This window comes from Marinobacterium sp. xm-d-579, from assembly GCF_013282935.1.
Lineage (GTDB): Bacteria > Pseudomonadota > Gammaproteobacteria > Pseudomonadales > Balneatricaceae > Marinobacterium_E.
In genome coordinates, this window is record NZ_WBYP01000001.1 from 267,108 (window position 1) to 288,959 (window position 21,852).

Here is a 21,852-nt window from a genome sequence, read left to right on the forward strand (position 1 = left end):
ATATGAATGTTCTAGTAATTGGCTCAGGTGGCCGTGAACACGCGCTAGCTTGGAGCGCCGCTAAAGATGCACGTGTAAATACTGTCTTTGTTGCTCCAGGTAATGCAGGTACAGCGATTGAAGCTGGTATTGAAAATGTCGCGATCGATGTCATGGACAAAGTTGCACTGGCCAACTTCGCTAAAGAGAACGGCGTTGCTTTGACCATCGTAGGTCCAGAAGCACCGCTTGTAGATGGTGTAGTGGATTACTTCCAGTCAGAAGGTCTAGCAATTTTCGGCCCATCAGCAGGCGCTGCACAGCTTGAGGGCTCGAAAGCGTTTACTAAAGACTTCCTAGCACGCCAGCAGATTCCAACTGCAGAGTACCAAAACTTCACAGAGATCGAGCCAGCACTGGCATACCTTCGTGAGAAAGGCGCACCAATCGTTGTTAAAGCCGACGGTCTTGCAGCTGGTAAAGGTGTTATCGTTGCGATGACCCTGCAAGAAGCTGAAGATGCGGTAAAAGATATGCTAGCTGGTAACGCCTTTGGCGATGCCGGTAGCCGCGTTGTTATCGAAGAGTTCCTAGATGGTGAGGAAGCCTCTTTTATCGTCATGGTCGATGGCGAAAACGTTCTGCCAATGGCCACTAGCCAAGACCATAAACGTGTTGGCAATGGCGATACAGGTCTAAACACTGGTGGCATGGGTGCCTACTCCCCTGCTCCGGTTGTTACTCCTGAGATCGATCAACGCATTATGGACGAAGTGATCTACCCAACCGTTCGCGGTATGGCTGCAGAGGGTAACCGATACACTGGCTTCCTATATGCAGGCCTCATGATTGCTGCCGATGGCACACCTAAAGTGATTGAGTACAACTGCCGCTTTGGTGACCCAGAGACGCAACCAATCATGATGCGTCTTCAGTCGAGCATTGTTGAACTTTGCGAAGCAGCCCTTCGTGGCGAGCTAGACAAAACAACCGCTAAATGGGATCCGCGCCCATCAATTGGTGTTGTTATGGCTGCAGGCGGCTACCCTGGCGACTACAACAAAGGCGATGTAATTTCACTTCCTGAGTCACTTCCAGCTGACAGCAAAATCTTCCACGCAGGCACAGCCCTAAATGGTAATGATGTTGTTACAGCCGGAGGTCGTGTTCTTTGTGTCACTGCACTTGGCGACACAGTGACTGACGCACAAGCACGCGCTTACGAACTTCTAAAGCAAGTTAGCTGGAAAGACGCCTACTTCCGCACCGACATCGCTTACAGAGCGATCGCCCGCGAAAACGGTTGATATTCAACTTAACCTATCAAAGACCCTTCGGGGTCTTTTTTATTGCCTAAAATCATCATTGATGTCAGTCAACAGATCCAACCAAACTACTCGCACTTCAGTATTGATCAAGGCAAAATAATGATATTACCCTTTTATAAGAGACGACTATGCCTGAGTTTTTAGAGGCCTACTCCAGCGGAGAGGTTGCCGTTCTTTTAGGTTTGATCACCGGATTGGTGTTTGGTGTCTTTGCGCAGCAAAGTCGGTTCTGTCTTCGCGCGGCCTGTATTGAGTTCTGGCGCAACAAGCCTGGTCCTAAATTCGCCATTTGGCTCTTTACCTTCTCGACAGCGCTTATCCTGACTCAACTTCTAATGCTTAACGGTGATCTCGAGAAAAGCAGTATTCGGCAGCTGGTAACGACAGGCTCTATGTCTGGGGCCATCATTGGTGGATCCATGTTTGGTATTGGCATGGTCATGGCTAGAGGCTGCGCAAGCCGCCTTCTAGTCCTATCTGCGACCGGTAATCTACGAGCACTCATTGCAGGACTGGTGGTCACCGTTGTCTCGCAAGCCGCACTAAGAGGTATTCTATCTCCCGCCAGAAATGAGATCTCATCTTGGTGGCTAATCGATGGATCATCACGTGATCTGTCACTTTGGCTCCCAGAATTTGGGGCATTAGGATTCGGTATTATTCTATTTGTCGCCGCTTTCTATTTGGCAAAAAGAACCTCACCCAGAATCTACTGGCAGTTTGGTGCCGTCATGGTCGGATTAAGTGTTGCTCTGGGCTGGGCACTAACCTCTTGGCATGCCAGCAACTCCTTTGACATTATCGCGGTGAAGAGCGTCAGTTTTACTGGACCATCAGCCGATACTTTAATGGCACTGATCAACGAGCCAGAGGTGCCTCTGTCGTTCGATATCGGCATTGTTGTCGGCGTATTTGCGGGCTCATTCTTGGCTTCCTGGATAACAAAAGAGTTCAAAATTCAAACCTTTACCGAAGAGACTGGCCTTTCACGCTATTTGGTTGGAGCCGGTCTTATGGGCTTTGGCGGCATGCTTGCGGGCGGGTGTGCTGTGGGCGCTGGTGTTACTGGTGGTGCAGTAATGGCCCTCACCGCTTGGGTCGCACTGTTCTTTATGTGGTTAAGCGCAGGCATTACTGACAGGGTACTCGACTACCGTCGCGAGACAGCCTAAATTATCAGCTCTAACTACTGAGCAAATTCTATGTCCTTTGAACTCTGGCTTGCCCTCTTAGGCGCAGCCATCATGATCTCGCTATCCCCTGGCGCTGGCTTTGCTACCGCTGTGAGTTTTGGGCTCTCAAATGGTTTGCGAGGTGCAGCACCTGCAGTGTTTGGCCTTATATGTGGCTATGGAACCCAGATGCTGGTGGTTTCACTAGGGTTGGGGGCACTCATTGCAACCTCACCCATTCTATTTACAGTCATTAAATACATAGGCGCCGCTTACCTTATCTGGTTGGGCATTCAGATTATTCGCTCACAAGCTGAGTTAGAGCTGCACAATGCTGAGCCACTTAGAAAACGAGAGCGCTTCATTCGCGCCTATTTAGTTAACATCACCAACCCTAAGGGGATGGTTTTCCTACTCGCTCTAGTACCACAATTCTTGAACCCTAACGAGCCACAAGCAGTTCAGTTGTGGATTATTGGCCTGACACTGGTATTGGTCGACTGGATTGTAATGACAGGTTATTCAGGCATCGCTGCGCGCCTAAGAAAATTTGTTCAAGACCCTAAGGGCAGAGCTTGGCTCAATCGCGCATCTGGGAGTGCACTGATACTAGCGGGTCTGGTATTGTCTACCGCAACACTTTAAAAATTGGAGTAATGATGGACTGTCTATTTTGTAAAATTGTCGCTGGCGATATTCCTGCTGAAAAACTTTATGAGAACGAGCATGTCATCGCATTTCGTGACATCAACCCACAAGCGCCATTCCACGCCCTAGTGATTCCAAAGAAACATATCTCCACACTCGATGATGCAGCGTCAGAAGATCTTGAAGCCTTGGGTCATCTTCAACTGGCGGCTGCACAAATTGCTCGTGACCAAGGATTTTCATCAGATGGTTATCGTACTGTCATGAACTGTCGCGAAAATGGAGGACAAACGGTCTACCACATTCACCTTCATCTATTAGGCGGCAAGGCGATGGGTTGGCCACCTTATACCGATACACTTAAGCAACCACTTTAAGGCTGTGTGATGACTGTCATAAAAGATCTACCCTCCAATAATCAACTCGAGTACTTCATTGAACAGGCTCGACAGACGACAGCCATTACCACTGCTGTCGTCCACCCTGTGGAGGGTAATGGCTTAGCCGGCGCTCTTGAAGCGGCTAAACAGGGGTTAATCAATCCTATTTTAATTGGCCCCGAACATAAGATTCGTCAGGCTAGTGAGGAGATTAACGCCGATCTTGGTAGCATTCAGATCGTCAATACTGAACACAGTCATGAAGCGGCTGAAGTCGCCTGTAACATCGTTAGACAGGGTGAAGCACAAGCGTTAATGAAAGGCTCTCTAGGCACTTCAGAGCTGCTAGGAGCCGTTCTACACAAAGAGAGTGGCATTAGAACAGAGCGACGTTTAAGTCATCTGTTTGTATTTGACGTACCTAACTACCACAAACCCTTGATCATCACTGATGCGGCGATCAATGTTGTTCCTGATCTCTATACCAAAAAGGATATCATCCAGAGTGCGATAGATTTTGCGCATGCATTAGGGAATGAACACCCCAAAGTAGCCATTCTAGCGGCTGTCGAGAAGGTGAAAGCGAACATGCAGAGCACCATTGATGCTGCTGCCCTCTGTAAAATGGCCGATCGCAACCAGATCACTGGTGGGATTTTGGATGGTCCTCTCGCCTTTGATAACGCAATTTCAAAGCAGGCTGCAATCGATAAACATATAAACTCACCAGTATCCGGTGAAGCCGATATTCTTCTAGCACCTGATCTTGAAGCCGGCAATATGATTGCTAAACAGTTGATCTATTTAGCTGGAGCTCAGTCAGCTGGTGTAGCAGTAGGCGCTAGAGTACCGATCATTCTGACAAGCCGTGCTGATGGTGTTCTCGCACGGCTCGCAAGCTGCGCCCTTGCCTCTTACATGGTGCACCACGGCCGCAAGATATAGTCATGAACATTCTGACGCTAAATGCCGGCTCTTCGAGCCTTAAAGCTGCTCTCTACACTCGACGCAACGAGCTTTTATCCAAGATTGGAGAAGCTTCCTTATCCGGCGTAGGTTCAGCCCATTTAGCTCTAAACATTGATGGCAAGGCTGTCGAGATCACCGACCTCGACAAAACTGATCCAGCCAGCATCCATGCTGCCGTTGTCGATAGACTCTTTGAGCAGTTCAACTTAGTAGAGAATGAACTGATAGTCTCTCACCGTGTGGTTCATGGAGGCGGCCTTTTCTCGGCACCAGCCCTTGTCGATGACGTCCTGATGGCACAGTTAACATCGTTCAACTCACTGGCCCCGCTGCATCAGCCATTCAATCTACGTCTAATCGAACAAGTACGAGCCGCACATCCAGGCTCAACTAATGTGGTCGCTTTCGATACGATGTTTCATGCTCATCAACCGGAGCTAGAAACTTGTTATGCACTGCCTAAATCGATCCGTGACATGGGTATTCGTCGTTACGGTTTTCATGGGCTGTCGTATGCCTATATAGCAGACTCCCAACAACTCTGTGAAAACCCAGAAGAGCGAACTGTCGTTCTCCACCTGGGAGCAGGCTCATCGGCTTGCGGCATGTTGGGCGGCGTCTCTAGAGCGTCTAGCATGGGCTTCTCAGCAGTCGACGGTTTACCGATGGGGTCACGAACTGGCAATTTAGATCCTGGCGTGATGATTCATTTGATGCGTGAAGGAATGAGTGCTGACCAATTGGAAATGATGCTCTACAAACAGAGTGGCTGGCTGGGTCTTTCGGGACTGTGCAGCGATATGCGCACCCTGATCGAGTCGACTAAGCAGGAAGCGAAATTTACCGTCGACTACTACTGCTATCACATTACCCAAGAGATTGGTCGGTTAGCCGCAATATTGGGTGGATTAGACAGAGTCATTTTCACTGCTGGCGTTGGCGAACATGCCCCACTCATTCGAGAAAAGGTGTGCAGTCAACTGGCTTGGCTAGGCCTAGAGATCGATAACAAACTAAACCAGAGCAACCAAATTGAGATTGCCACTGAATCATCCAAAGTCAGAGTGCAGGTCGTCCCTACGGATGAGGAGTGGATGCTAGCCAAATACGCGACGCAGTTAGTTTGATCGCTGTCTGACGATCTCAAACAGGGTAACACCGGTTGCTACCGAAACATTCAAACTGGAGACTTCCCCCGCCATTGGGATCTTAATCAACAGATCACACTGCTCTCGTGTCAAGCGGCGCATCCCCTTGCCTTCAGCGCCCATGACAAGCGCTAATGGACCGGTTAGATCTGTTTGGTAAATGGAACCTTTCGCTTCACCCGCCGTTCCGACAATCCACACTCCACGCTCCTGAAGCTGATTAAGCGTTCTCGCTAGATTGGTTACCTGAAAATAGGGCACCGCATCCGCTGCGCCACAGGCAACTTTAATCGCTGTCGCATTTAATGGCGCTGATTTATCACGAGGGGCGATGACAGCTGCGACACCAGCCGCATCAGCGGTACGCAGACATGCACCTAGATTGTGAGGGTCAGTAACACCATCAAGCACTAGCAGAAGAGGTGTTTGGTCAACCTCATCCATCAGCTTAAACAACTCTTTATCACCCAGAATGGGTAGAGGTTTAGCTTCGGCCAACACCCCTTGATGAACACCATCGACACGCTCATCCAAACGATGTTTGCTGATACTCTCAACATGAACACCGGCCTGGGCAGCTAGGGCTAGAATCTTCTCTACTTTCGGATCAACGCGTCCCTGAACAATAAAGAGGCGCTTTACCCTCTCAGGGTCACGGTTTAACAGCGTTGTGACAGCATGAATGCCAAATACCTGATCCAATTTCATTCTCTTTTACCTTAACGTTAAAGGCGCACCGACGTGCAACTGAAAAAAATAGCCGCTAAAGAGCGGCTATCTCACTGAAGTCGACTTAATTAATGACGATTTCAGCGTTTGATTTTAGTGTTTCAAATTGCGTTCTAAATGCCTGACTACCCTCACCGGCAGCCAACATGGTTGAAATTTGTGTCTGAAGCTCTTCAGCAATCTGCTCTTGCGAGGTTCCAACAGCATCGACAGTGATCAATGCCGCTGTGCCATCAGAGAGCCGAACAACCTTATAGTCTGCACTACCCTCTGGACGTGCCATAGCAAAAGCTGCTTCTACAATCTGAGGTTCAAGATCAACGGCTGCACCGCGTGCAATCGATTTCACTGCAGTCCACTCCAGGTCAACTTTTCCCTCTTGTGCAGCAGACAGAGCGTTTTGAGCCTGTTCAAAGGCCTGCTTAGCCGCCTGAGAAGATTTAAGTCTGCTGACTAAATCATCACGCACTTCAGCAAGCTCAAGCTGACGTGCTGGTCGCAATTCGTTCATATTAAGAACAAAGGTACGACCACTGCTCACCTCAATAGGGTCAGAGTTTAGACGCTCTTTGGTCACAACATCAGAGAAGGCTGCACGAACCAGTTTCTGGTCAGAAAAATCGCCAGCCCCACCATTACGAGTCAAAGGCTCTGAGGTTTGTATCTCGAGTGACAGCTCCTCAGCAAGCACGGCAAGGTCGCCAGAAGAGAAGGCCAAATCCGTTAAACGTTCTAGTGCGCTGACATAAACCTCTTCTGCATTGGCTTCAGCAACATCATAGATGAGATCTTCGCGCACTTCGCTCAGTGCTGGCACCTCTTTAGCACGTACATCGTTTAACTTGATGATGTGCACACCAAACTCGGTCTCGACAGGTTCAGAGTACTCGCCGGCATTTAATGAGAACAGAGCATCATCAAAGGGACCTTCAAAAAGGCCTGGCGTCAGGTAACCTAGATCACCGCCTGAATTAGCTGAACCAATATCTTGTGAGTACTCAGCAGCTAGTGAGGCGAAGCTTTCGCCGGCCGCCAACTTCGTACGAATCTCTTCAGCCTTTGCCAGCGCTGCATCCAGAGGCTGGGCATCGCTTATCTCAAGGAGTATGTGACTAGCAGAACGCTCTTCACCACCTTCAAAACCGGCTTTTAACTGATCATAGGCAGAGTTAATTTCGGCTTCGGTCACACTGTCTGGGTCAACAAAATCCGCTTGGTCCAGTACAACATAGTCAACAACGACCTGCTCTTGGGTCATTAGCTGATCGCCCATACTGTCATAAGCAGCTTGCACATCCGCATCATTCACTGTCTGTGAATCAGCGTCAACAGAGAAACGCGCCACTCGGATATCACGCGTCTGTGTATTCAAAGCAAGAAGATGATCAAGTTCCGAAGCGGTTAAAAAAGCTGACTGCTCGTAAGCACCGCGCACCTGATTCATCAGCGCTTCACTCTTAAGAAGCTCACGGTACATCAAAGGAGTAAAACCAGCTCCTCGTAGAGCGGATTCAAACTGGTTGCGATCGAATCGACCGTCAACCTGAAACTCCCGCGTTGCAACGATCATCTGGTCCAGCATTTGATCAGACACAAAAAGCCCTAGCTCTTCTGCTGCACTGATCTGTACGTTGCGATCTATGAGATTGTCCAAAACCACTTTGCGTAGAACAACATCGTCTAACATGGCTGGATCAGCATTGTCGCCCATTTGAGTTAGAACTTGTCGACGTTGCAGATCGATACCACGATAGAGCTCATTCTTAGTAATGGCTTTACCATTGACTTCAGCGGGAGGTGGTTCGGCTGTAGCTAGGCCGACCAGTGAGTCAACGCCCCACAGAGCGAAAACGACAATGATCAAACCAACCAGAACTTTAGCAATAATCCCTTGTGAATTATCACGCATTGATTGCAACATGACTGAGTGTCCTATGAATTAAAAAAAGCGCAACCTGAGGTATGCGCTTTTTTAGTGGGGAGAGTCTGAAACTCTTACGCGCTAAAGCGCACCCCTGGAATAACCGATATTACTTGTTTACTGCGTCTTTAAATAAGTTCAAAGAGAAATGTTTCATTTCATGTGAATGCTTAGCAGCCACGTAAACAAACGCTTTGAGAGCATATCTTCAGTAAAGTAAACAGCCATTGTTTCAAACTACTATATAATCTTACTTACAAGCGCATATTAGCTCGATTGTCTGGGCAAGAATGAAACGATTGCACGGATGATAACATCTCTTATGCCATAAGCAAGAAAGAATTTTTTGAAACAAAACAAAAAGCCAAAAGGCTTCAAAATGAGCATACTTATGAAGATTTTAAACCGACTTATGAGGAGGTCTTCTTAGAGTCCAAAAGAAGAAATTCCTGTCCAAATCATGGTGGCTGTTTACGTATAATAACCTGCTGGAACCTACAAACAATGTTTGGCAAATGCACTGTTAATTAACTTCCGATAGAACAGCCGTAAATTGCCGACAAAAAGCATATGCTCAAGGATCTACGAATAGCTCAAACCGCCAGGAACCCCTTTACCACCATGGCAACAGCATCGTGCGCATGTAAGCTCTCAAAGTGTTCCACTTTGATTTTGAAGTCCGTGTAGACTGGATCCAGACTTAACTCGCGTTTAATTCTCCGCGCGGCGTCCTCGCAGAACATCAAGTTTTGCCCATTCCTTTTCGCAAACTCTTGTTCATCCTCTCGTTTAACCGCAGTTTGTACCGGAGTTTTCAAGGTTTTTTCTACCTTATTTATCAGCTCAAAAATTGGGAAATGCTCGAAGCTTTTACCCAGTCTCACGGTTACAGTTGCCCTACTTCTCTGGCTATGCGGTGTCGCATGTGAACCGTTGGCACTCAATTACCATCCCTCAACTTCAGAAACTGACACTGTTTCCCTGGTAGTAAAATCTGCAGAGAATTTTTCCTGCAAAAGCTGTCTTGCCAATGAAGCAGAACAGGGGCATGTTGATGAATAATCAACTCCTACCGATAGATCAAAAGTGAAACTAGAACTACTTACTTCTGCCTGAATGCTTATGTCATAACTTTTCCAGCCACTGTTATAACTGAGTAATGCTTTACGCTTTATAGGCAACTCAAAATCTAGTTTTAAAAGTGCTTTATCACTTAATCCTACATGGCCGGACTGTAGTGGCATAGTGAATTTGGCCACCTGATTAGAGGTGATATGATCGCCTCCTGACTACACAGGTGACACTATGACAAAACCAAAACGACCTAACTTTAGCCCCGAATTTCGTCTAGAATCAGCGCAACTTGTTGTCGATCAAGGATACAAGGTACGAGAGGCTGCTGAAGCAATGGGCGTGGGTAAATCCACCATGGATAAGTGGGTTCGACAGCTGCGAGCAGAGCGTAAAGGAGAATCCCCCAAAGCCACGCCGATGACAGAAGAGCAACGTCGTATTCGAGAGCTGGAGAAGCAGGTAAAGCAGCTTGAGATGGAAAAAGAGATATTAAAAAAGGCTTCAGCTCTCTTGATGTCCGACGAGCTGAAAGGTTTGCGGTAATACGTCGACTTCAAGGGAGCTACTCTGCAACACGACTATGCCATCTATTCGGCGTACACCGTAGCAGTTACAAATACTGGCGGAATTATGCCAAAGGGGAAAACCCTGCTCGCATCCTTTTGAAAGAGAAAGTCAGAGAGGCCTTCAGCATTAGCGAGGGTTCAGCAGGTGCACGAAGTGTAGCAGCTATGGTGACGCTCTCAGGCACACCGCTCAGTCGTTATGTTGCGGGCAAACTGATGTCAGAGTTACGACTGTTTAGTTGCCAGCAACCCAAGCACCGTTATTAGGAAAGCAACACAAGAGCATCCCGTTGCCCCCAATCTGTTGGCAAGACAATTTAAGTCTGCGGCTCCAAACCAGGTATGGTGTGGCGATATTACTTATATCTGGACGGGGCGGCGTTGGGCCTATCTGGCAGTCGTACTGGACTTATATGCTCGCAAACCTGTTGGTTGGGCTTTTTCTCTTAATCCAGATAGTGACCTGACAAGTAAAGCCCTAACGATGGCTTTTGAATTAAGGGGTAGACCTGAAGGCCTACTGTTCCACTCCGATCAGGGCTGCCAGTACACCAGTGTGAAGTATCGTAGGCTACTGTGGCGGCACAAGATAAAACAGAGCATGAGTCGACGCGGCAACTGCTGGGATAATGCTCCAATGGAGCGTTTCTTCCGCAGCTTGAAAGCCGAATGGGTTCCAGAGATAGGTTACGCCTCAATAACAGAGGCTAGGAACTCAATTACTGACTACATCGTTGGATATTACAGCCAGCAAAGGCCGCATCAGCATAACGGGATGTTGCCACCGAATTTGGCAGAAGAAATATACTGGAATGACTACAAAGTGGTGGCCAGTTTTACTTGACCACTACACATCCTCACATGTTCGGATAGTTCGGTCCGCCCATACCCTCTGGCGTTACCCAGCGTATATTCTGAGCCGGATCTTTGATATCGCAGGTTTTGCAATGCAGGCAGTTCTGGGCGTTAATCTGGAAGTGCTGTCCGGCATCATCTTCAACCACTTCGTACACCCCCGCAGGGCAATAACGCTGAGCAGGTTCTGCAAACTTCGGCAGGTTTTGTTGCAACGGCACTGAGCTGTCTTTAAGCTGCAAATGACAAGGCTGATCTTCTTCATGGTTAGTATTCGACAGGAACACTGAACCCAGCTTATCAAAGCTCAACTCACCATCCGGTTTTGGATAGTCAATCGGTGTGCATTCACTGGCCGGCCGTATCTGTGCATAGTCTTCTTTATCATCGTGTAGGGTGACCGGGATCTTGCCGCTAAACAGGTTCTGATCGATAAAGTTAAAGGCACCACCCATAATCGGACCAAACTTATGCAATGCAGGGCCAAAGTTTCGGGAGCGGAACAGCTCATCATAGAGCCATGAACTTTCAAATTTATCGGTGAAGCTGTTAAGTTCTTTACCGCCTTCACATCCCTCAATCAGAGCTTCAAAGATCGATTCTGCGGCCAGCATGCCGGATTTCATTGCCGTATGCGTGCCTTTAATCTTGGAGAAATTGAGCGTACCGGCATTACAGCCAGCAACAATACCACCCGGGAAGGTCATCTTCGGCAGAGCATTGAAACCACCTTTGGTGATTGCTCGAGCGCCATAAGAAACGCGCTTTCCACCTTCCAGGTACTGTTTCAGTACTGGATGGTGCTTCATGCGCTGGAACTCATCAAATGGACTCAGGTAGGGGTTGCTGTAGTTCAGATCAATGATCAGACCCACTACCACCTGATTACCTTCGGTGTGATAGAGGAAGAAACCGCCACTGGCGCCATCGCTTAAAGGCCAACCTGAACCGTGCAGAACCAGACCTGGCTTGTGATTCTCCGGGTTAATATCCCAAAGTTCTTTAATACCGATGCCGTAATGCTGCGCATCCGCTTCTGAGTCCAGTTCAAACTTCTCGATCAGCTCTTTACCCAGATGACCACGACAGCCTTCTGAGAAGATAGTGTATTTCGCATGCAGTTCCATACCCGGCATATAGCTGTCTTTTTGCTCGCCGGATTCACTGATGCCCATATCACCGGTGGCAATGCCTTTAACACTGCCATCATCGTTGTACAGCACTTCAGCAGCGGCAAAACCCGGGAAGATTTCTACGCCAAGTTGTTCCGCTTGCTCCGCCAACCAGCGGCAAACATTACCCAGGCTGACAATATAGTTACCATGGTTATGCATGGTTTTGGGTACAAACGCATTCGGTACCTGAACGGACTTTTCTTCGTTTTTCAGTAGGAAAATCTGATCTTCTGTGACGAGAGTATTGAGCGGTGCGCCCAGCTCTTTCCAGTCCGGGAACAGCTCATCCAGAGCACGGCTTTCAATCACCGCGCCAGAGAGAATATGGGCGCCCACTTCAGACCCTTTTTCTACTACACAGACAGTCAGTTCCTGCTCTGCTTCGTTTGCCTGTTGCATCAGTCGGCAGGCGGCGGATAAACCCGCCGGGCCTGCACCTACAATAACAACATCAAACTCCATGGATTCGCGCGTTATCTCACTCATCGTAAACCTCACTTATGCTGTTATTGCTTAAAACTGATCTTCAGAAAGCGCCATTACCGCTTCACCACCGCTCTGCATCGCCTTAAGAAGAGCGCCGGTTCTTGGTAATAACTGTTCAGCATAAAAACGCGCACAGACGATTTTACTCTCGAGGAAATCTTTATCTGCATCAGGTGCCCCTAGCTTGCCTTCTGCAATAGCCGCGGACTTCGCCATCAACCAGCCACCGCATAGGTAACCCAGTAACATCATGAAGTTCACGCTGGCAGCGCCTGCTGCAGCGGGGTCTTTAGCTCCTTTATCAAGTACCCACTTACGCGCAACATCAGCATCATCGAGAGCTGAATCTACCGCTTTTACAATAGCGCTCATGGCTTCGGAGTTGATGCCATCCAGATCAGCTTTAATCTCTTCCAGCAATGCAGATAGCGCCGCACCTTTATCTATGAGGGTCTTACGGCCAATCAGATCAAGAGCCTGAATGCCTGTTGTGCCTTCGTAAATGGTCAGGATACGTGCATCACGGTAATGCTGCGCAACCCCGGTTTCCTCAATAAAACCCATACCGCCATGAACCTGCACAGCCAGATAGGTGAGCTCCTGAGACAACTCAGTCATCCAACCCTTTACAATTGGGGTGTAGAGTTCGGTACGTGCATGGTGAATCGCTTTTGTCTCTTCATCCTGCGCATTTTTAGCGCGATCAGCTTCTGCTCGCGCCACATATGCAAGGGCCCGCATTGCCTGAGTACCCGATTTCATCTGCAGTAACATACGACGTACATCCGGGTGTTTAATGATGCTGATGCGAGAACCATCCCGAAGGGTTCCCTGGATACGGTCTTTGGCATACGCCAGCGCATGCTGGTATGCGCGCTCAGATATTGCCAACCCCTGTAATCCTACTGCCTGACGAGCATCGTTCATCATGGTAAACATGCATGCGAGACCATTGTTCTCAGCACCCACCAGATAACCCACTGCACCGCCGTTATCACCAAAACTCATGACACAGGTCGGGCTGCCATGAATACCCAGCTTATGCTCCAGAGCAACAGGGGCCACATCGTTTCTTTGGTCAGTGATATTACCCTCTGCATCCAGCATGAACTTAGGCACAACAAACAGAGAGATACCCTTCACGCCTGCTGGCGCATCCGGTAACCGGGCTAATACCAGATGAGCGATATTGTCTGTCATCTGATGATCACCCCAGGTGATAAAGATTTTTTGTCCGGTGATACGGTAATGATCACCTTCAGGGACGGCTCTGGTTTTCAGAGCGGCCAGATCGGTGCCGGCATCGGGTTCAGTCAGGTTCATGGTACCTGTCCACTCACCGCTGATCAGTTTAGGCAGGTAGGTATTCTGCAACTCTTCGCTACCATGGGTTTCAATCGCTTCAATTGCCCCCTGAGTCAGCAACGGGCAAAGCGCCCAACCAAGGTTTGCAGACTGCCAGATTTCATTCACAGCAACAGACAGTGATAAAGGCAACCCCTGCCCTTCAAATTCCGGGTTGCCCGCCAGAGATGGCCAGCCACCCTCACAAAACTGCTGGTAAGCCTCAGAAAAACCCTCGGTTTGCTGAACATTACCATCAGCAAGGGTTGCACCCTTCAGATCGCCTACCCGGTTAAGTGGGGCCAGTTGCTCTTCGCCCAGCTTAGCCGCTTCATCAAGCACAGCTTCACCAAGGCCTTCAGCGAATTCATCAAGCCCTGCCTGATGACAAATCTGTTCAAGACCCACCAAGTCATTTAATACAAACAATGCATCCTGATAAGGAAAACGATACTCACTCATCGCTCATGTTGCTCCGTTCCTCGCAAGCCTGAATACATTCCGGCCTGCTTTTATTATTCTTCGAAAGCGTTTTTACATTTGGGAAATGCTTAATTCATGATCTTCTCAGAGCACGCCCCAAACAATAACAATTCAAGCCTTATCTACTGACAAAAAAATTCATACGCTATAAAAACTCAGCAATTATAGGCCTCAGCGCGGTTTATGTTTGCTCTAATTGCTGGCAATAGGTGTCACTGCGGCGATATTCACCCGGTGTCATCCCGGTCCATTTTTTGAAGGATCGGAAAAATGCCGATGGCTCCTCAAAGCCCATCAAGCCGGCCACATCATTAATCGAAAGCTGCGGTGAATTCATATAATTCAAAGCTGCCATTTTGCGGCATTCATCCTTAATTTTTTGATAGGAAGTATCTTCCTCAAGTAATCTCCGTCTCAAGGTGGAAAATGACATGTGCAGCCTGTAGGCAATGTCTTCTGCACTCGGCAACTCCTGGCTGAAATCCTTACCAATCAGAGCAACTACCTGAGCCTTCAGACTGGCATCGTCATCTACCATCACAATCAACTGATAAGGGGCCGTTTTCAGAAAGCTTCGCAACGTATCCGGGGTCTGGACGATGGGGTAATCGAGGAATCTTGCTGGGAAAACAATTGCGTTATCGTGCTGATCGAATTTAACTTCAGACTGGAAAACGGTTTTGTATAAGGAGATATCTTCAGGTTCCGGAAATGACAGATAGGCCGCTTTCAAGTCCAGTCGGGCGCCCAGCAACCAACATAAGAAGTGATGCCACATCGACAAAGAGGTCCGAATTTTTTCCGGTGTAGAATCCTTCAACAGTTCCTCCAGATCCATTCCAGAGGCATCAGTAGTGGTGAAAGAAACCTTGGCGTATCGGCCTTTTCTCACCAGAAAAGGTTTGACCTGAGTGCCACGACAAATTTCATGGAAATCACTGGCACGATAGATGGCGTGTTCAAGAGTTTTACAGTGAATCAGGCAATGGCACATCATCCGGAAGGTACCATTAGGCACCTTTCCTCCACTCAACATGCCAAAATATTCATCCTGCGCAATGTAATAGATTCGCTGATACAACAGTCCAAACTTATCCGCCGGAAACTCTGTTTGGGTATCAATCATGCTTGAATCGATACCAACATAGTTCAGCAGTTCATCAACACTATAACCCTGCTCTTCAACCAGTTTCAGTAACTGCCGCACGTAGCCAGCAGGAACCGTTATCTTACGTTCCATTGCTTCTCTAACCTGTTTTTTGTTAACCAGAAACGCACTTCCCATTTTTATTTTTGGCACTTAAGGTCATTTTTTTCAACCCTAAAGAACAAATTTGTTACTAAGCTTGGCGGCAATTGTCATTGAGAACTGTTTTAAGACCGACAATGATTACTAACATCCAAAAACCTGCATATAGAGCTTTAACCCTCTATTTATTCAGTATTTTTGGATGTTTTGACTAAAATCTATAAATATATAGTCAGAACCTTTTAGAAAAATAAGAAGTCAGGTGAACGAAATGGCAATAAAAAACCGGATTTTGCGGCGCAGCAAAAACCAATCCCCGGCATTCTCACGCCGTCTTCTGCCTACCCTCGTAGGCAGTGTAGTTTTCATGAGCCAAGCTCAGGCGATTGAATTTAATCTGGGAGAAATTGAAGGACGTTTTGACTCTCAAATCTCTGTCGGTTCAAGCTGGCGTATGGATGATCCTTCTTCCAAACTGATTTCGACCTTTAATGGCGGCCAGAGCCGTGGTTCAGGTAGTTATGATGATGGCAACCAGAACTTCTCCAAGGGTGAAACTTTCACTCAAATTGTCAAAGGCGTACACGACCTGGAGCTACGCAAAGATAATGTAGGTTTCTTTGGACGCGCAAAATACTGGTACGATGCAGAACTGGAAGATGGCAACCGCTCCCATGGTCATTCACCAAATGGATATACGCCCGATACAACTCTGAACGATTCAGACTTTAACGACTTCTCCAAGTTCTCTGGTTTTGAGATCTTAGATGCCTACGTCTTCGCTGGCTTTGATATTGGTGAAAGCGAAAAGCCACTTGACCTCCGCATTGGTCGTCAGGTCATAAACTGGGGTGAGAGCACCTTTATTCAAGGCGGTCTGAACTCGATCAACCCATTTGACGTAAACGCATTCCGTCGTCCAGGCGCAGAAGTTAAAGAAGGCCTGCTGCCTGTTAATATGGCCTTTGCCTCTCTGGGTGTGACAGACAACCTGAGCATTGAAGGCTTCTACCAGATCGAGTGGGAACCAACCGCAATTGATGGTTGCGGCACTTATTTCTCTAATATTGATTTTGCTGCCGAGGGCTGTGATGGGATACGCATAACTCTGCCACTGACTGATCAGCAATACTACACACCTACAATCGCGACCCGTGCGTTTGGCTTTGATCCTGTCATTTATCGCAATGCTGACGGCAGACGTGAAGCTGATGATGACGGCCAGTTTGGTTTCTCTGCTCGCTACTTTGCAGAAAACCTGAACAATACCGAGTTTGGTGTCTACTTTGCGAAGTATCATAGCCGTCTACCTGTGACGAGCGCAATCAACACTTCAACTAATGCAGCAACTTATGCCAGAACATTTCTAGACAACATAGGCAGTGGTGAAGATGTAGCATCCGCAATCGCAACTGGCACCCTTGTAGATACAACATACTTCACAAGCTATCCCGAAGACATCGAGATGATTGGTATGAGTTTCAATACCAATATCGGTGATATTGCATGGTCCGGTGAGATTAGCCATAAACGCGATGCGCCTGTTCAGATAAACGGTCCTCTTCTTGTAGCAGCCATTTTGCGACAACATACTCCGGCTCTTGGTGCAGAAGCCTCAGGCAACGCGGCGGCAGATGCTTTAGTTTCTGAAGCGGGCTTGGGTGGAGAAATTCAGGGATATTCTGAATTTGATATAACGCAGGTTCAAACTACATTTATCAAATTTTACGACCAGGTTCTTGGCGCTAGCCGTTTAGATCTGATTGGGGAATTGTCGTGGACCCATGTTCATGGTCTAGATGAAAGCGCTGATGCACTGAAATACGGTCGTAATGGTGCATTCGGTTATGAAGCAGGTGAAACCGATGGTTTTGTAACTCAGGATTCCTTTGGTTATGCCGTTCGTGCAAACCTGAGCTACCCAAATGCATTTGCTGGGGTAAACCTGTCTCCACAGATCAGTTTTAAACACGGTCTCAAAGGTTACGGTCCACAGCCTGGCCCCGCGTTCAATGAAGATGAGAAAACACTGGGCCTGAGCCTGACTGCTGATTACCTGAATAAATACAGCGTTTCACTGTCTTACACGGATTACTTTGGCGGAAACTTTAACTCCATTGAAGATCGTGACTTCATTTCACTGAGCGCGAGCGTTTCATTTTAATTATCAGCAGACAGATGGAGAGATCATCAATGTATAACACTAAAAAATTACTGCTGAGCACTGCATTATTACTAAGTTCCAGCTCACTTTTAGCGGCTACCACCGCTGAACAAGCAGCTGAGCTGGGTGCTTCACTCACGCCGATAGGTGCAGAAAAAGCAGGTAATACGGCAGGTACGATTCCAGCCTGGAACGGTGGATTGGCTGGCAGCTCTGATCGCTACAACAATCCGTTTGCAGACGAACAACCGCTGTTTACGATTACCGCTGCCAATGCAGAACAATATAAAGATAAGCTGACTCCGGGACAGCTGGCGATGCTGAATAAATACCCTACCTTCAGCATCCCGGTGTACCCAACTCACCGAACTGCGGCGATGCCTCAGGAAGTGTATGACGCGGCTAAAGCCAATGCGACAACGGCACAGCTCACTGATGGTGGTAATGGCCTTCAGGGGTTTAACACTGCCATTCCATTCCCTGTCCCGAACGATGGTTTGGAAGTAATCTGGAATCATATGACCCGCTATCGTGGTGGCGCTTTGGAACGTACCTTTGTGCAGGTTCCGGTTCAGGCCAACGGCAGCTTCACACCGGTTAAAATCAACGAGAAGATGTCCTGGCCAACTCACCTCAAAGGCGGCACAAACCCGGACAAAGATGCGAACATCCTGTTCTACTTTGTACAGCAGGTAAAAGCCCCTGCCCGTCTGACCGGTAACGTACTCTTAGTTCATGAAACCATGAATCAGGTTACACAACCACGACAGGCATGGACCTACAATGCAGGTCAGCGCAGAGTGCGTCGGGCTCCTCAGATCGCCTATGATGCTCCGGGTACAGCGAGCGATGGTCAGCGTACGACAGACAATCTGGACCTGTTTAACGGCGCACCTGACCGTTACAACTGGAATCTGGTTGGCAAACAGGAGCTGTATATCCCATACAACAGCTTCAAGCTTGCAGACCGAGGTCTTAAGTACGAAGACATTCTCAAACCAGGACACCTGAATCCAGAACTCACACGTTATGAATTACACCGTGTCTGGAAAGTCGAGGCGACATTGAAAGAAGGCGAACGCCACATCTACGCAAAACGCACCTTCTATATCGATGAAGACAGCTGGCAGATCGCCGTAGTGGACCATTACGATGGCCGTGGCGAGCTGTGGCGTGTAGGTGAAGCGCATCAGTTCCAGTATCGTGATGCCAACGTACCTTGGTTAACCGCCGAAGCTTTATATGACCTGCAGTCTGGTCGTTATCTGGTAGGTAGTTTGACCAACGAAGAGGGAGAAGGTTTCGACTTTACCCAACGCTTCGAACATAAAGATTTTACTCCACAAGCGATCCGTCGACAGGGTAAATAACAAGTTATCTCCAGCAAGGTAACAACAAAAAGCCCTCTCATATGGAGGGCTTTCCATTTGAATTCTGAAGTGTATTAGCTGTAACAGCAGTCTTTGCTGACTTCTTTGCTCACTTGGGTTAAAACTCAATCCTGTTCCAGTGGTTTTTACCATATCCTCTTTCAGGGCTTGTATACATTCCTTGCATTGAGGCATATCACGACCATAACGTTCCCAGTCGAGTTCTTTTTTTGCCATCGCATCTTGCATGACTTCCTCTAAACACTGGTTACATTCAACCGGGATATCCACACTCGCTTTCATCAACCCACTCCTACTGACGTGATCTAATAATAGTAGACGCTGTGTCAGAAATTTCTTTAGGAGTTTTTCCTAATTAGAACCACTCTCTACCAAAGTCCAAATGGCTGATAGCTGATGACTGATAAACAGGTGACTGGAGAATCGAGGGCAGGCTTATTTTGAAAGCGCTGAATTAATAAGTTCAGCTGTGATTTCCGGGGATTCAAGAGGGAAAAGGTGGCCGCCATCAACAGCAACCAGATTCATTTCAGGAAAGTTGCGTTGCCACCAGCGTTTATCATGACGGTTAAACAAATGACTCTTACGACCGTAGATGACAGTACCGCGTACACGCTTAAGGCACCGGGGTACATCCAGTAAGACATTGCGAAAAACATCCGCTTCGATATCTGCTGAGATGCTCAGCTCAACACCCTGCTCGTTTTCGGTTAAACCGTGTTTGATATAGTCAGCAAAACATGCAGGATGAAAATCTTTGAACAGGCTTTTACCTGCAAAATAAGCTTCCGCTTCTTCACGACTGGCAAACTGAGCCCGCCTTTTAGCGGCTCTTCCGGCAGGAGTAATCCGATCCATAAGGCCCAGGGCCTTACACAGTTTCAAGGCATAACGTTTGCGTTTACTGAATACCACCGGATCGAGCAGGATAACCTGTCTAAAAAGTTCAGGTTTTAACGCAGCGGCTATCAGGGTGACAACAGCTCCGGCTGAATGACCAACCCCAATTACGGGCTTATTATGCTGCTGTTCGATCTCAGCAATCAGTTCCTCCGCGTAATTACGCAGACTGCCATTCAGTGGGTAATCCCCGTGCCCCATCTTTTCAACGCAGCTGACTTCATGCTCAGGTAATAAGCTGAACAAGTGGCCATAGCAACTGCCGGGGAATCCGTTAGCATGGCTGAACTGAATCACTTTTCTGCCTCTGCCGGGTAATTCTGATTAATCAGTAACTGCACCGATGTACGGGCAATATCCTGCAGATCTTCACGATTTACATAGATACCGTCATTAAACAACCTACACAAACCATGAATAGAAGCCCAGGCAGACTGAGCGATCCTCAATGCAGGTAAAGAAGGTTCAAAAACGCCCTCGGCTTGCAGCTCTTCAACCCAGTTCAGCAAAACGCGAAAACTGTTTCGGGACACTTCCTGCAATGTCTGCGTAGGTTCTCCGGTTTTCCAGATATCGCGGCCATACATCAGGTCATAAGTTTCGCGTTGCTCATCAGCAAAGCGGATGTAGGTAATCACATAGCGCTCAAACTGCTCTACAGGATTCAGCTCTTTAGCGTTTTCGTTCAAGGCTTCAATCAATTGATCCTGAAGATGGAAGCCCTGTTCTGCTATTGCGCAAAGCAGTTCATTTTTGTCTTTGAAGTGATGATAAGGCGCAGTGCGAGACACGCCTGCCTTGTCCGCAAGTTTGCGGATAGAGAGGCTTTCAACGCCCCCTTCAGCAATCAGATCCGTGGCTGCCTGCAACAAGGTAATCCGGAGATCACCGTGGTGATATGGTTTTTTTCTACTGTTCATGAACGCAATCTATCAACCAATCTTGACAGTGTCAAAATAGATCACTATCTTGACACCGTCTAGTTTAATAACAAAAACCTAAACAGGATTGTTTTCAGATGAGCTATAGCTGTTTTGACCTCACCGTTGAGAACCACATTGCCCGGCTAGAATTTAAACGCCCCGAAGCCTGCAACTCCATGAACAGGGACTTCTGGATAGAGTTTCCGGAAGCCATCAGAGCGCTGGATATTGAGGGAGACACCCGGGTACTGGTCATCAGTTCTCAGGGCAAACATTTCTGTTCCGGAATGGATCTGGAGGTTTTTACTCAGCCGGACCAAAGCCTGCTCAATGGTGAAGCCGGTCGCAGAGCAGAATCTGTGCGCCGTCTGGTTATGCAACTGCAAGAATGTTTTATGGTGTTGGAAACCGCACGCTTTCCGGTTATCTCCGCGATTCAGGGTGGCTGCATAGGCGGCGCTCTGGATCTGGTGTGTGCCACTGATATGCGTTACTGCACTGAGGATGCCTATTTCACCGTAAAAGAGACGGCGCTGGGCATGACTGCAGACCTGGGGACCCTGCAACGTTTACCAGGCCTTATACCGTCTGGGCTCGCCCGAGAACTCGCGTATACCGCACGTAAAATGCATGCTCAGGAAGCTCAAACATCCGGACTGGTAAATCAGACCTTCCCGGATCAGGCATCGATGCTGGATGCAGTAATGGGCATTGCCCAACAGATTGCTGCCCACTCCCCTCTGGCAATCACTGGCACCAAGCAGATGATCAACTATGCTCGGGATCACAGCCTGCATGACAGCCTCAGTTACATGGCTACCTGGCAGTCCGGCATGTTTCAACCTAATGACATGATGCAAAGCTTCAGCGCGAAGGTTTCTGGAAAAGCCGCTGTATTTGAACCATTACGCAAAATAACCCAGCCACTTCAAGCTGCCGACTAAAACAATAACGATAAAGAGATACTA

The 21,852-nt window shown here is 48.0% G+C and carries 16 protein-coding genes and 2 pseudogenes; 10 read left to right on the forward strand and 8 right to left on the reverse strand.

Annotation, left to right across the window (positions count from 1 at the left end; translation table 11 throughout):
• Nucleotides 1-2 precede the first annotated feature (2 nt).
• The 6 genes from purD to XMD579_RS01440 all read left to right on the forward strand — a co-directional run bounded on the left by purD (nt 3) and on the right by XMD579_RS01440 (nt 5,603).
• On the forward strand, nt 3-1,286 hold the full coding sequence (gene purD, locus XMD579_RS01415; protein ID WP_173505685.1) for a phosphoribosylamine--glycine ligase: 1,284 nt from the start codon (nt 3-5) through the stop codon (nt 1,284-1,286).
• A gap of 149 nt (nt 1,287-1,435) precedes the next feature.
• Nucleotides 1,436-2,479, forward strand: a complete 1,044-nt coding sequence (locus tag XMD579_RS01420) for a YeeE/YedE family protein (protein ID WP_173494697.1) — start codon at nt 1,436-1,438, stop codon at nt 2,477-2,479.
• 30 nt (nt 2,480-2,509) lie between these two features.
• On the forward strand, nt 2,510-3,124 hold the full coding sequence (locus tag XMD579_RS01425; RefSeq protein WP_173483905.1) for a LysE family transporter: 615 nt from the start codon (nt 2,510-2,512) through the stop codon (nt 3,122-3,124).
• A gap of 14 nt (nt 3,125-3,138) precedes the next feature.
• A complete protein-coding gene (locus XMD579_RS01430; RefSeq protein ID WP_217364065.1) occupies nt 3,139-3,504 on the forward strand; it encodes a histidine triad nucleotide-binding protein in 366 nt (121 codons plus the stop codon).
• A gap of 9 nt (nt 3,505-3,513) precedes the next feature.
• Nucleotides 3,514-4,452, forward strand: a complete 939-nt coding sequence (locus XMD579_RS01435) for a bifunctional enoyl-CoA hydratase/phosphate acetyltransferase (RefSeq protein ID WP_173505687.1) — start codon at nt 3,514-3,516, stop codon at nt 4,450-4,452.
• Between the two features lie 2 nt (nt 4,453-4,454).
• A complete protein-coding gene (locus tag XMD579_RS01440; protein WP_173505688.1) occupies nt 4,455-5,603 on the forward strand; it encodes an acetate/propionate family kinase in 1,149 nt (382 codons plus the stop codon).
• On the opposite strand, the gene rlmB is transcribed toward XMD579_RS01440, so the two are convergent.
• The 3 genes and pseudogenes from rlmB to folE2 form a co-directional block, all read right to left on the reverse strand.
• Nucleotides 5,595-6,332 (reverse strand): 23S rRNA (guanosine(2251)-2'-O)-methyltransferase RlmB, encoded by a 738-nt coding sequence (gene rlmB / locus XMD579_RS01445; RefSeq protein ID WP_173505689.1) that lies wholly within the window; start codon nt 6,330-6,332, stop codon nt 5,595-5,597. The genes XMD579_RS01440 and rlmB overlap by 9 nt on opposite strands.
• A gap of 85 nt (nt 6,333-6,417) precedes the next feature.
• Nucleotides 6,418-8,274, reverse strand: a complete 1,857-nt coding sequence (locus XMD579_RS01450; RefSeq protein WP_173505690.1) for a SurA N-terminal domain-containing protein — start codon at nt 8,272-8,274, stop codon at nt 6,418-6,420.
• Between the two features lie 593 nt (nt 8,275-8,867).
• Nucleotides 8,868-9,548: pseudogene (gene folE2, locus XMD579_RS11300) on the reverse strand (GTP cyclohydrolase FolE2).
• Between the two features lie 31 nt (nt 9,549-9,579).
• Here folE2 and XMD579_RS01465 point away from each other — a divergent pair.
• Nucleotides 9,580-10,758: pseudogene (locus XMD579_RS01465) on the forward strand (IS3 family transposase).
• A gap of 13 nt (nt 10,759-10,771) precedes the next feature.
• Here the strand turns inward: XMD579_RS01465 and XMD579_RS01470 are convergent.
• The 3 genes from XMD579_RS01470 to XMD579_RS01480 form a co-directional block, all read right to left on the reverse strand.
• Nucleotides 10,772-12,430 carry an electron transfer flavoprotein-ubiquinone oxidoreductase gene (locus XMD579_RS01470; RefSeq protein WP_217364066.1) on the reverse strand — a complete coding sequence of 553 codons (1,659 nt, stop codon included), beginning with the start codon at nt 12,428-12,430 and terminating at the stop codon, nt 10,772-10,774.
• A 27-nt stretch (nt 12,431-12,457) separates the two neighbouring features.
• The gene (locus tag XMD579_RS01475; protein WP_173480470.1) at nt 12,458-14,236 is read right to left on the reverse strand and encodes an acyl-CoA dehydrogenase; all 1,779 of its coding nucleotides are present in this window, start codon (nt 14,234-14,236) and stop codon (nt 12,458-12,460) included.
• A gap of 202 nt (nt 14,237-14,438) precedes the next feature.
• On the reverse strand, nt 14,439-15,497 hold the full coding sequence (locus tag XMD579_RS01480; protein ID WP_173480469.1) for an AraC family transcriptional regulator: 1,059 nt from the start codon (nt 15,495-15,497) through the stop codon (nt 14,439-14,441).
• Between the two features lie 280 nt (nt 15,498-15,777).
• Here XMD579_RS01480 and XMD579_RS01485 point away from each other — a divergent pair, with 280 nt between their 5' ends.
• Nucleotides 15,778-17,670 carry a DUF1302 domain-containing protein gene (locus tag XMD579_RS01485; protein WP_173505693.1) on the forward strand — a complete coding sequence of 631 codons (1,893 nt, stop codon included), beginning with the start codon at nt 15,778-15,780 and terminating at the stop codon, nt 17,668-17,670.
• Between the two features lie 29 nt (nt 17,671-17,699).
• A complete protein-coding gene (locus XMD579_RS01490) occupies nt 17,700-19,040 on the forward strand; it encodes a DUF1329 domain-containing protein (protein WP_173505694.1) in 1,341 nt (446 codons plus the stop codon).
• A gap of 456 nt (nt 19,041-19,496) precedes the next feature.
• Here XMD579_RS01490 and XMD579_RS01495 read toward each other — a convergent pair whose 3' ends face one another.
• Both XMD579_RS01495 and XMD579_RS01500 read right to left on the reverse strand, forming a co-directional pair.
• Nucleotides 19,497-20,258 carry an alpha/beta fold hydrolase gene (locus tag XMD579_RS01495; RefSeq protein WP_173480466.1) on the reverse strand — a complete coding sequence of 254 codons (762 nt, stop codon included), beginning with the start codon at nt 20,256-20,258 and terminating at the stop codon, nt 19,497-19,499.
• The gene (locus tag XMD579_RS01500; RefSeq protein ID WP_173483346.1) at nt 20,255-20,881 is read right to left on the reverse strand and encodes a TetR/AcrR family transcriptional regulator; all 627 of its coding nucleotides are present in this window, start codon (nt 20,879-20,881) and stop codon (nt 20,255-20,257) included. The genes XMD579_RS01495 and XMD579_RS01500 overlap by 4 nt, the downstream gene beginning before the upstream one ends.
• A 98-nt stretch (nt 20,882-20,979) precedes the next feature.
• Between XMD579_RS01500 and XMD579_RS01505 the strand changes: the two genes are divergently transcribed.
• Nucleotides 20,980-21,828 (forward strand): crotonase/enoyl-CoA hydratase family protein, encoded by an 849-nt coding sequence (locus tag XMD579_RS01505; protein ID WP_173505695.1) that lies wholly within the window; start codon nt 20,980-20,982, stop codon nt 21,826-21,828.
• The last annotated feature ends 24 nt before the right edge of the window (nt 21,829-21,852 follow it).

Excerpts from the sequence above, each read along its gene's own strand:
- purD (WP_173505685.1), top strand. The coding sequence starts at position 3 with ATGAATGTTCTAGTAATTGGCTCAGGTGGCCGTGAACACGCGCTAGCT.
- XMD579_RS01420 (WP_173494697.1), top strand. The coding sequence starts at position 1,436 with ATGCCTGAGTTTTTAGAGGCCTACTCCAGCGGAGAGGTTGCCGTTCTT.
- XMD579_RS01425 (WP_173483905.1), top strand. The coding sequence starts at position 2,510 with ATGTCCTTTGAACTCTGGCTTGCCCTCTTAGGCGCAGCCATCATGATC.
- XMD579_RS01430 (WP_217364065.1), top strand. The coding sequence starts at position 3,139 with ATGGACTGTCTATTTTGTAAAATTGTCGCTGGCGATATTCCTGCTGAA.
- XMD579_RS01435 (WP_173505687.1), top strand. The coding sequence starts at position 3,514 with ATGACTGTCATAAAAGATCTACCCTCCAATAATCAACTCGAGTACTTC.
- XMD579_RS01440 (WP_173505688.1), top strand. The coding sequence starts at position 4,455 with ATGAACATTCTGACGCTAAATGCCGGCTCTTCGAGCCTTAAAGCTGCT.
- rlmB (WP_173505689.1), bottom strand. The coding sequence starts at position 6,332 with ATGAAATTGGATCAGGTATTTGGCATTCATGCTGTCACAACGCTGTTA.
- XMD579_RS01450 (WP_173505690.1), bottom strand. The coding sequence starts at position 8,274 with ATGTTGCAATCAATGCGTGATAATTCACAAGGGATTATTGCTAAAGTT.
- XMD579_RS01470 (WP_217364066.1), bottom strand. The coding sequence starts at position 12,430 with ATGAGTGAGATAACGCGCGAATCCATGGAGTTTGATGTTGTTATTGTA.
- XMD579_RS01475 (WP_173480470.1), bottom strand. The coding sequence starts at position 14,236 with ATGAGTGAGTATCGTTTTCCTTATCAGGATGCATTGTTTGTATTAAAT.
- XMD579_RS01480 (WP_173480469.1), bottom strand. The coding sequence starts at position 15,497 with ATGGAACGTAAGATAACGGTTCCTGCTGGCTACGTGCGGCAGTTACTG.
- XMD579_RS01485 (WP_173505693.1), top strand. The coding sequence starts at position 15,778 with ATGGCAATAAAAAACCGGATTTTGCGGCGCAGCAAAAACCAATCCCCG.
- XMD579_RS01490 (WP_173505694.1), top strand. The coding sequence starts at position 17,700 with ATGTATAACACTAAAAAATTACTGCTGAGCACTGCATTATTACTAAGT.
- XMD579_RS01500 (WP_173483346.1), bottom strand. The coding sequence starts at position 20,881 with ATGAACAGTAGAAAAAAACCATATCACCACGGTGATCTCCGGATTACC.
- XMD579_RS01505 (WP_173505695.1), top strand. The coding sequence starts at position 20,980 with ATGAGCTATAGCTGTTTTGACCTCACCGTTGAGAACCACATTGCCCGG.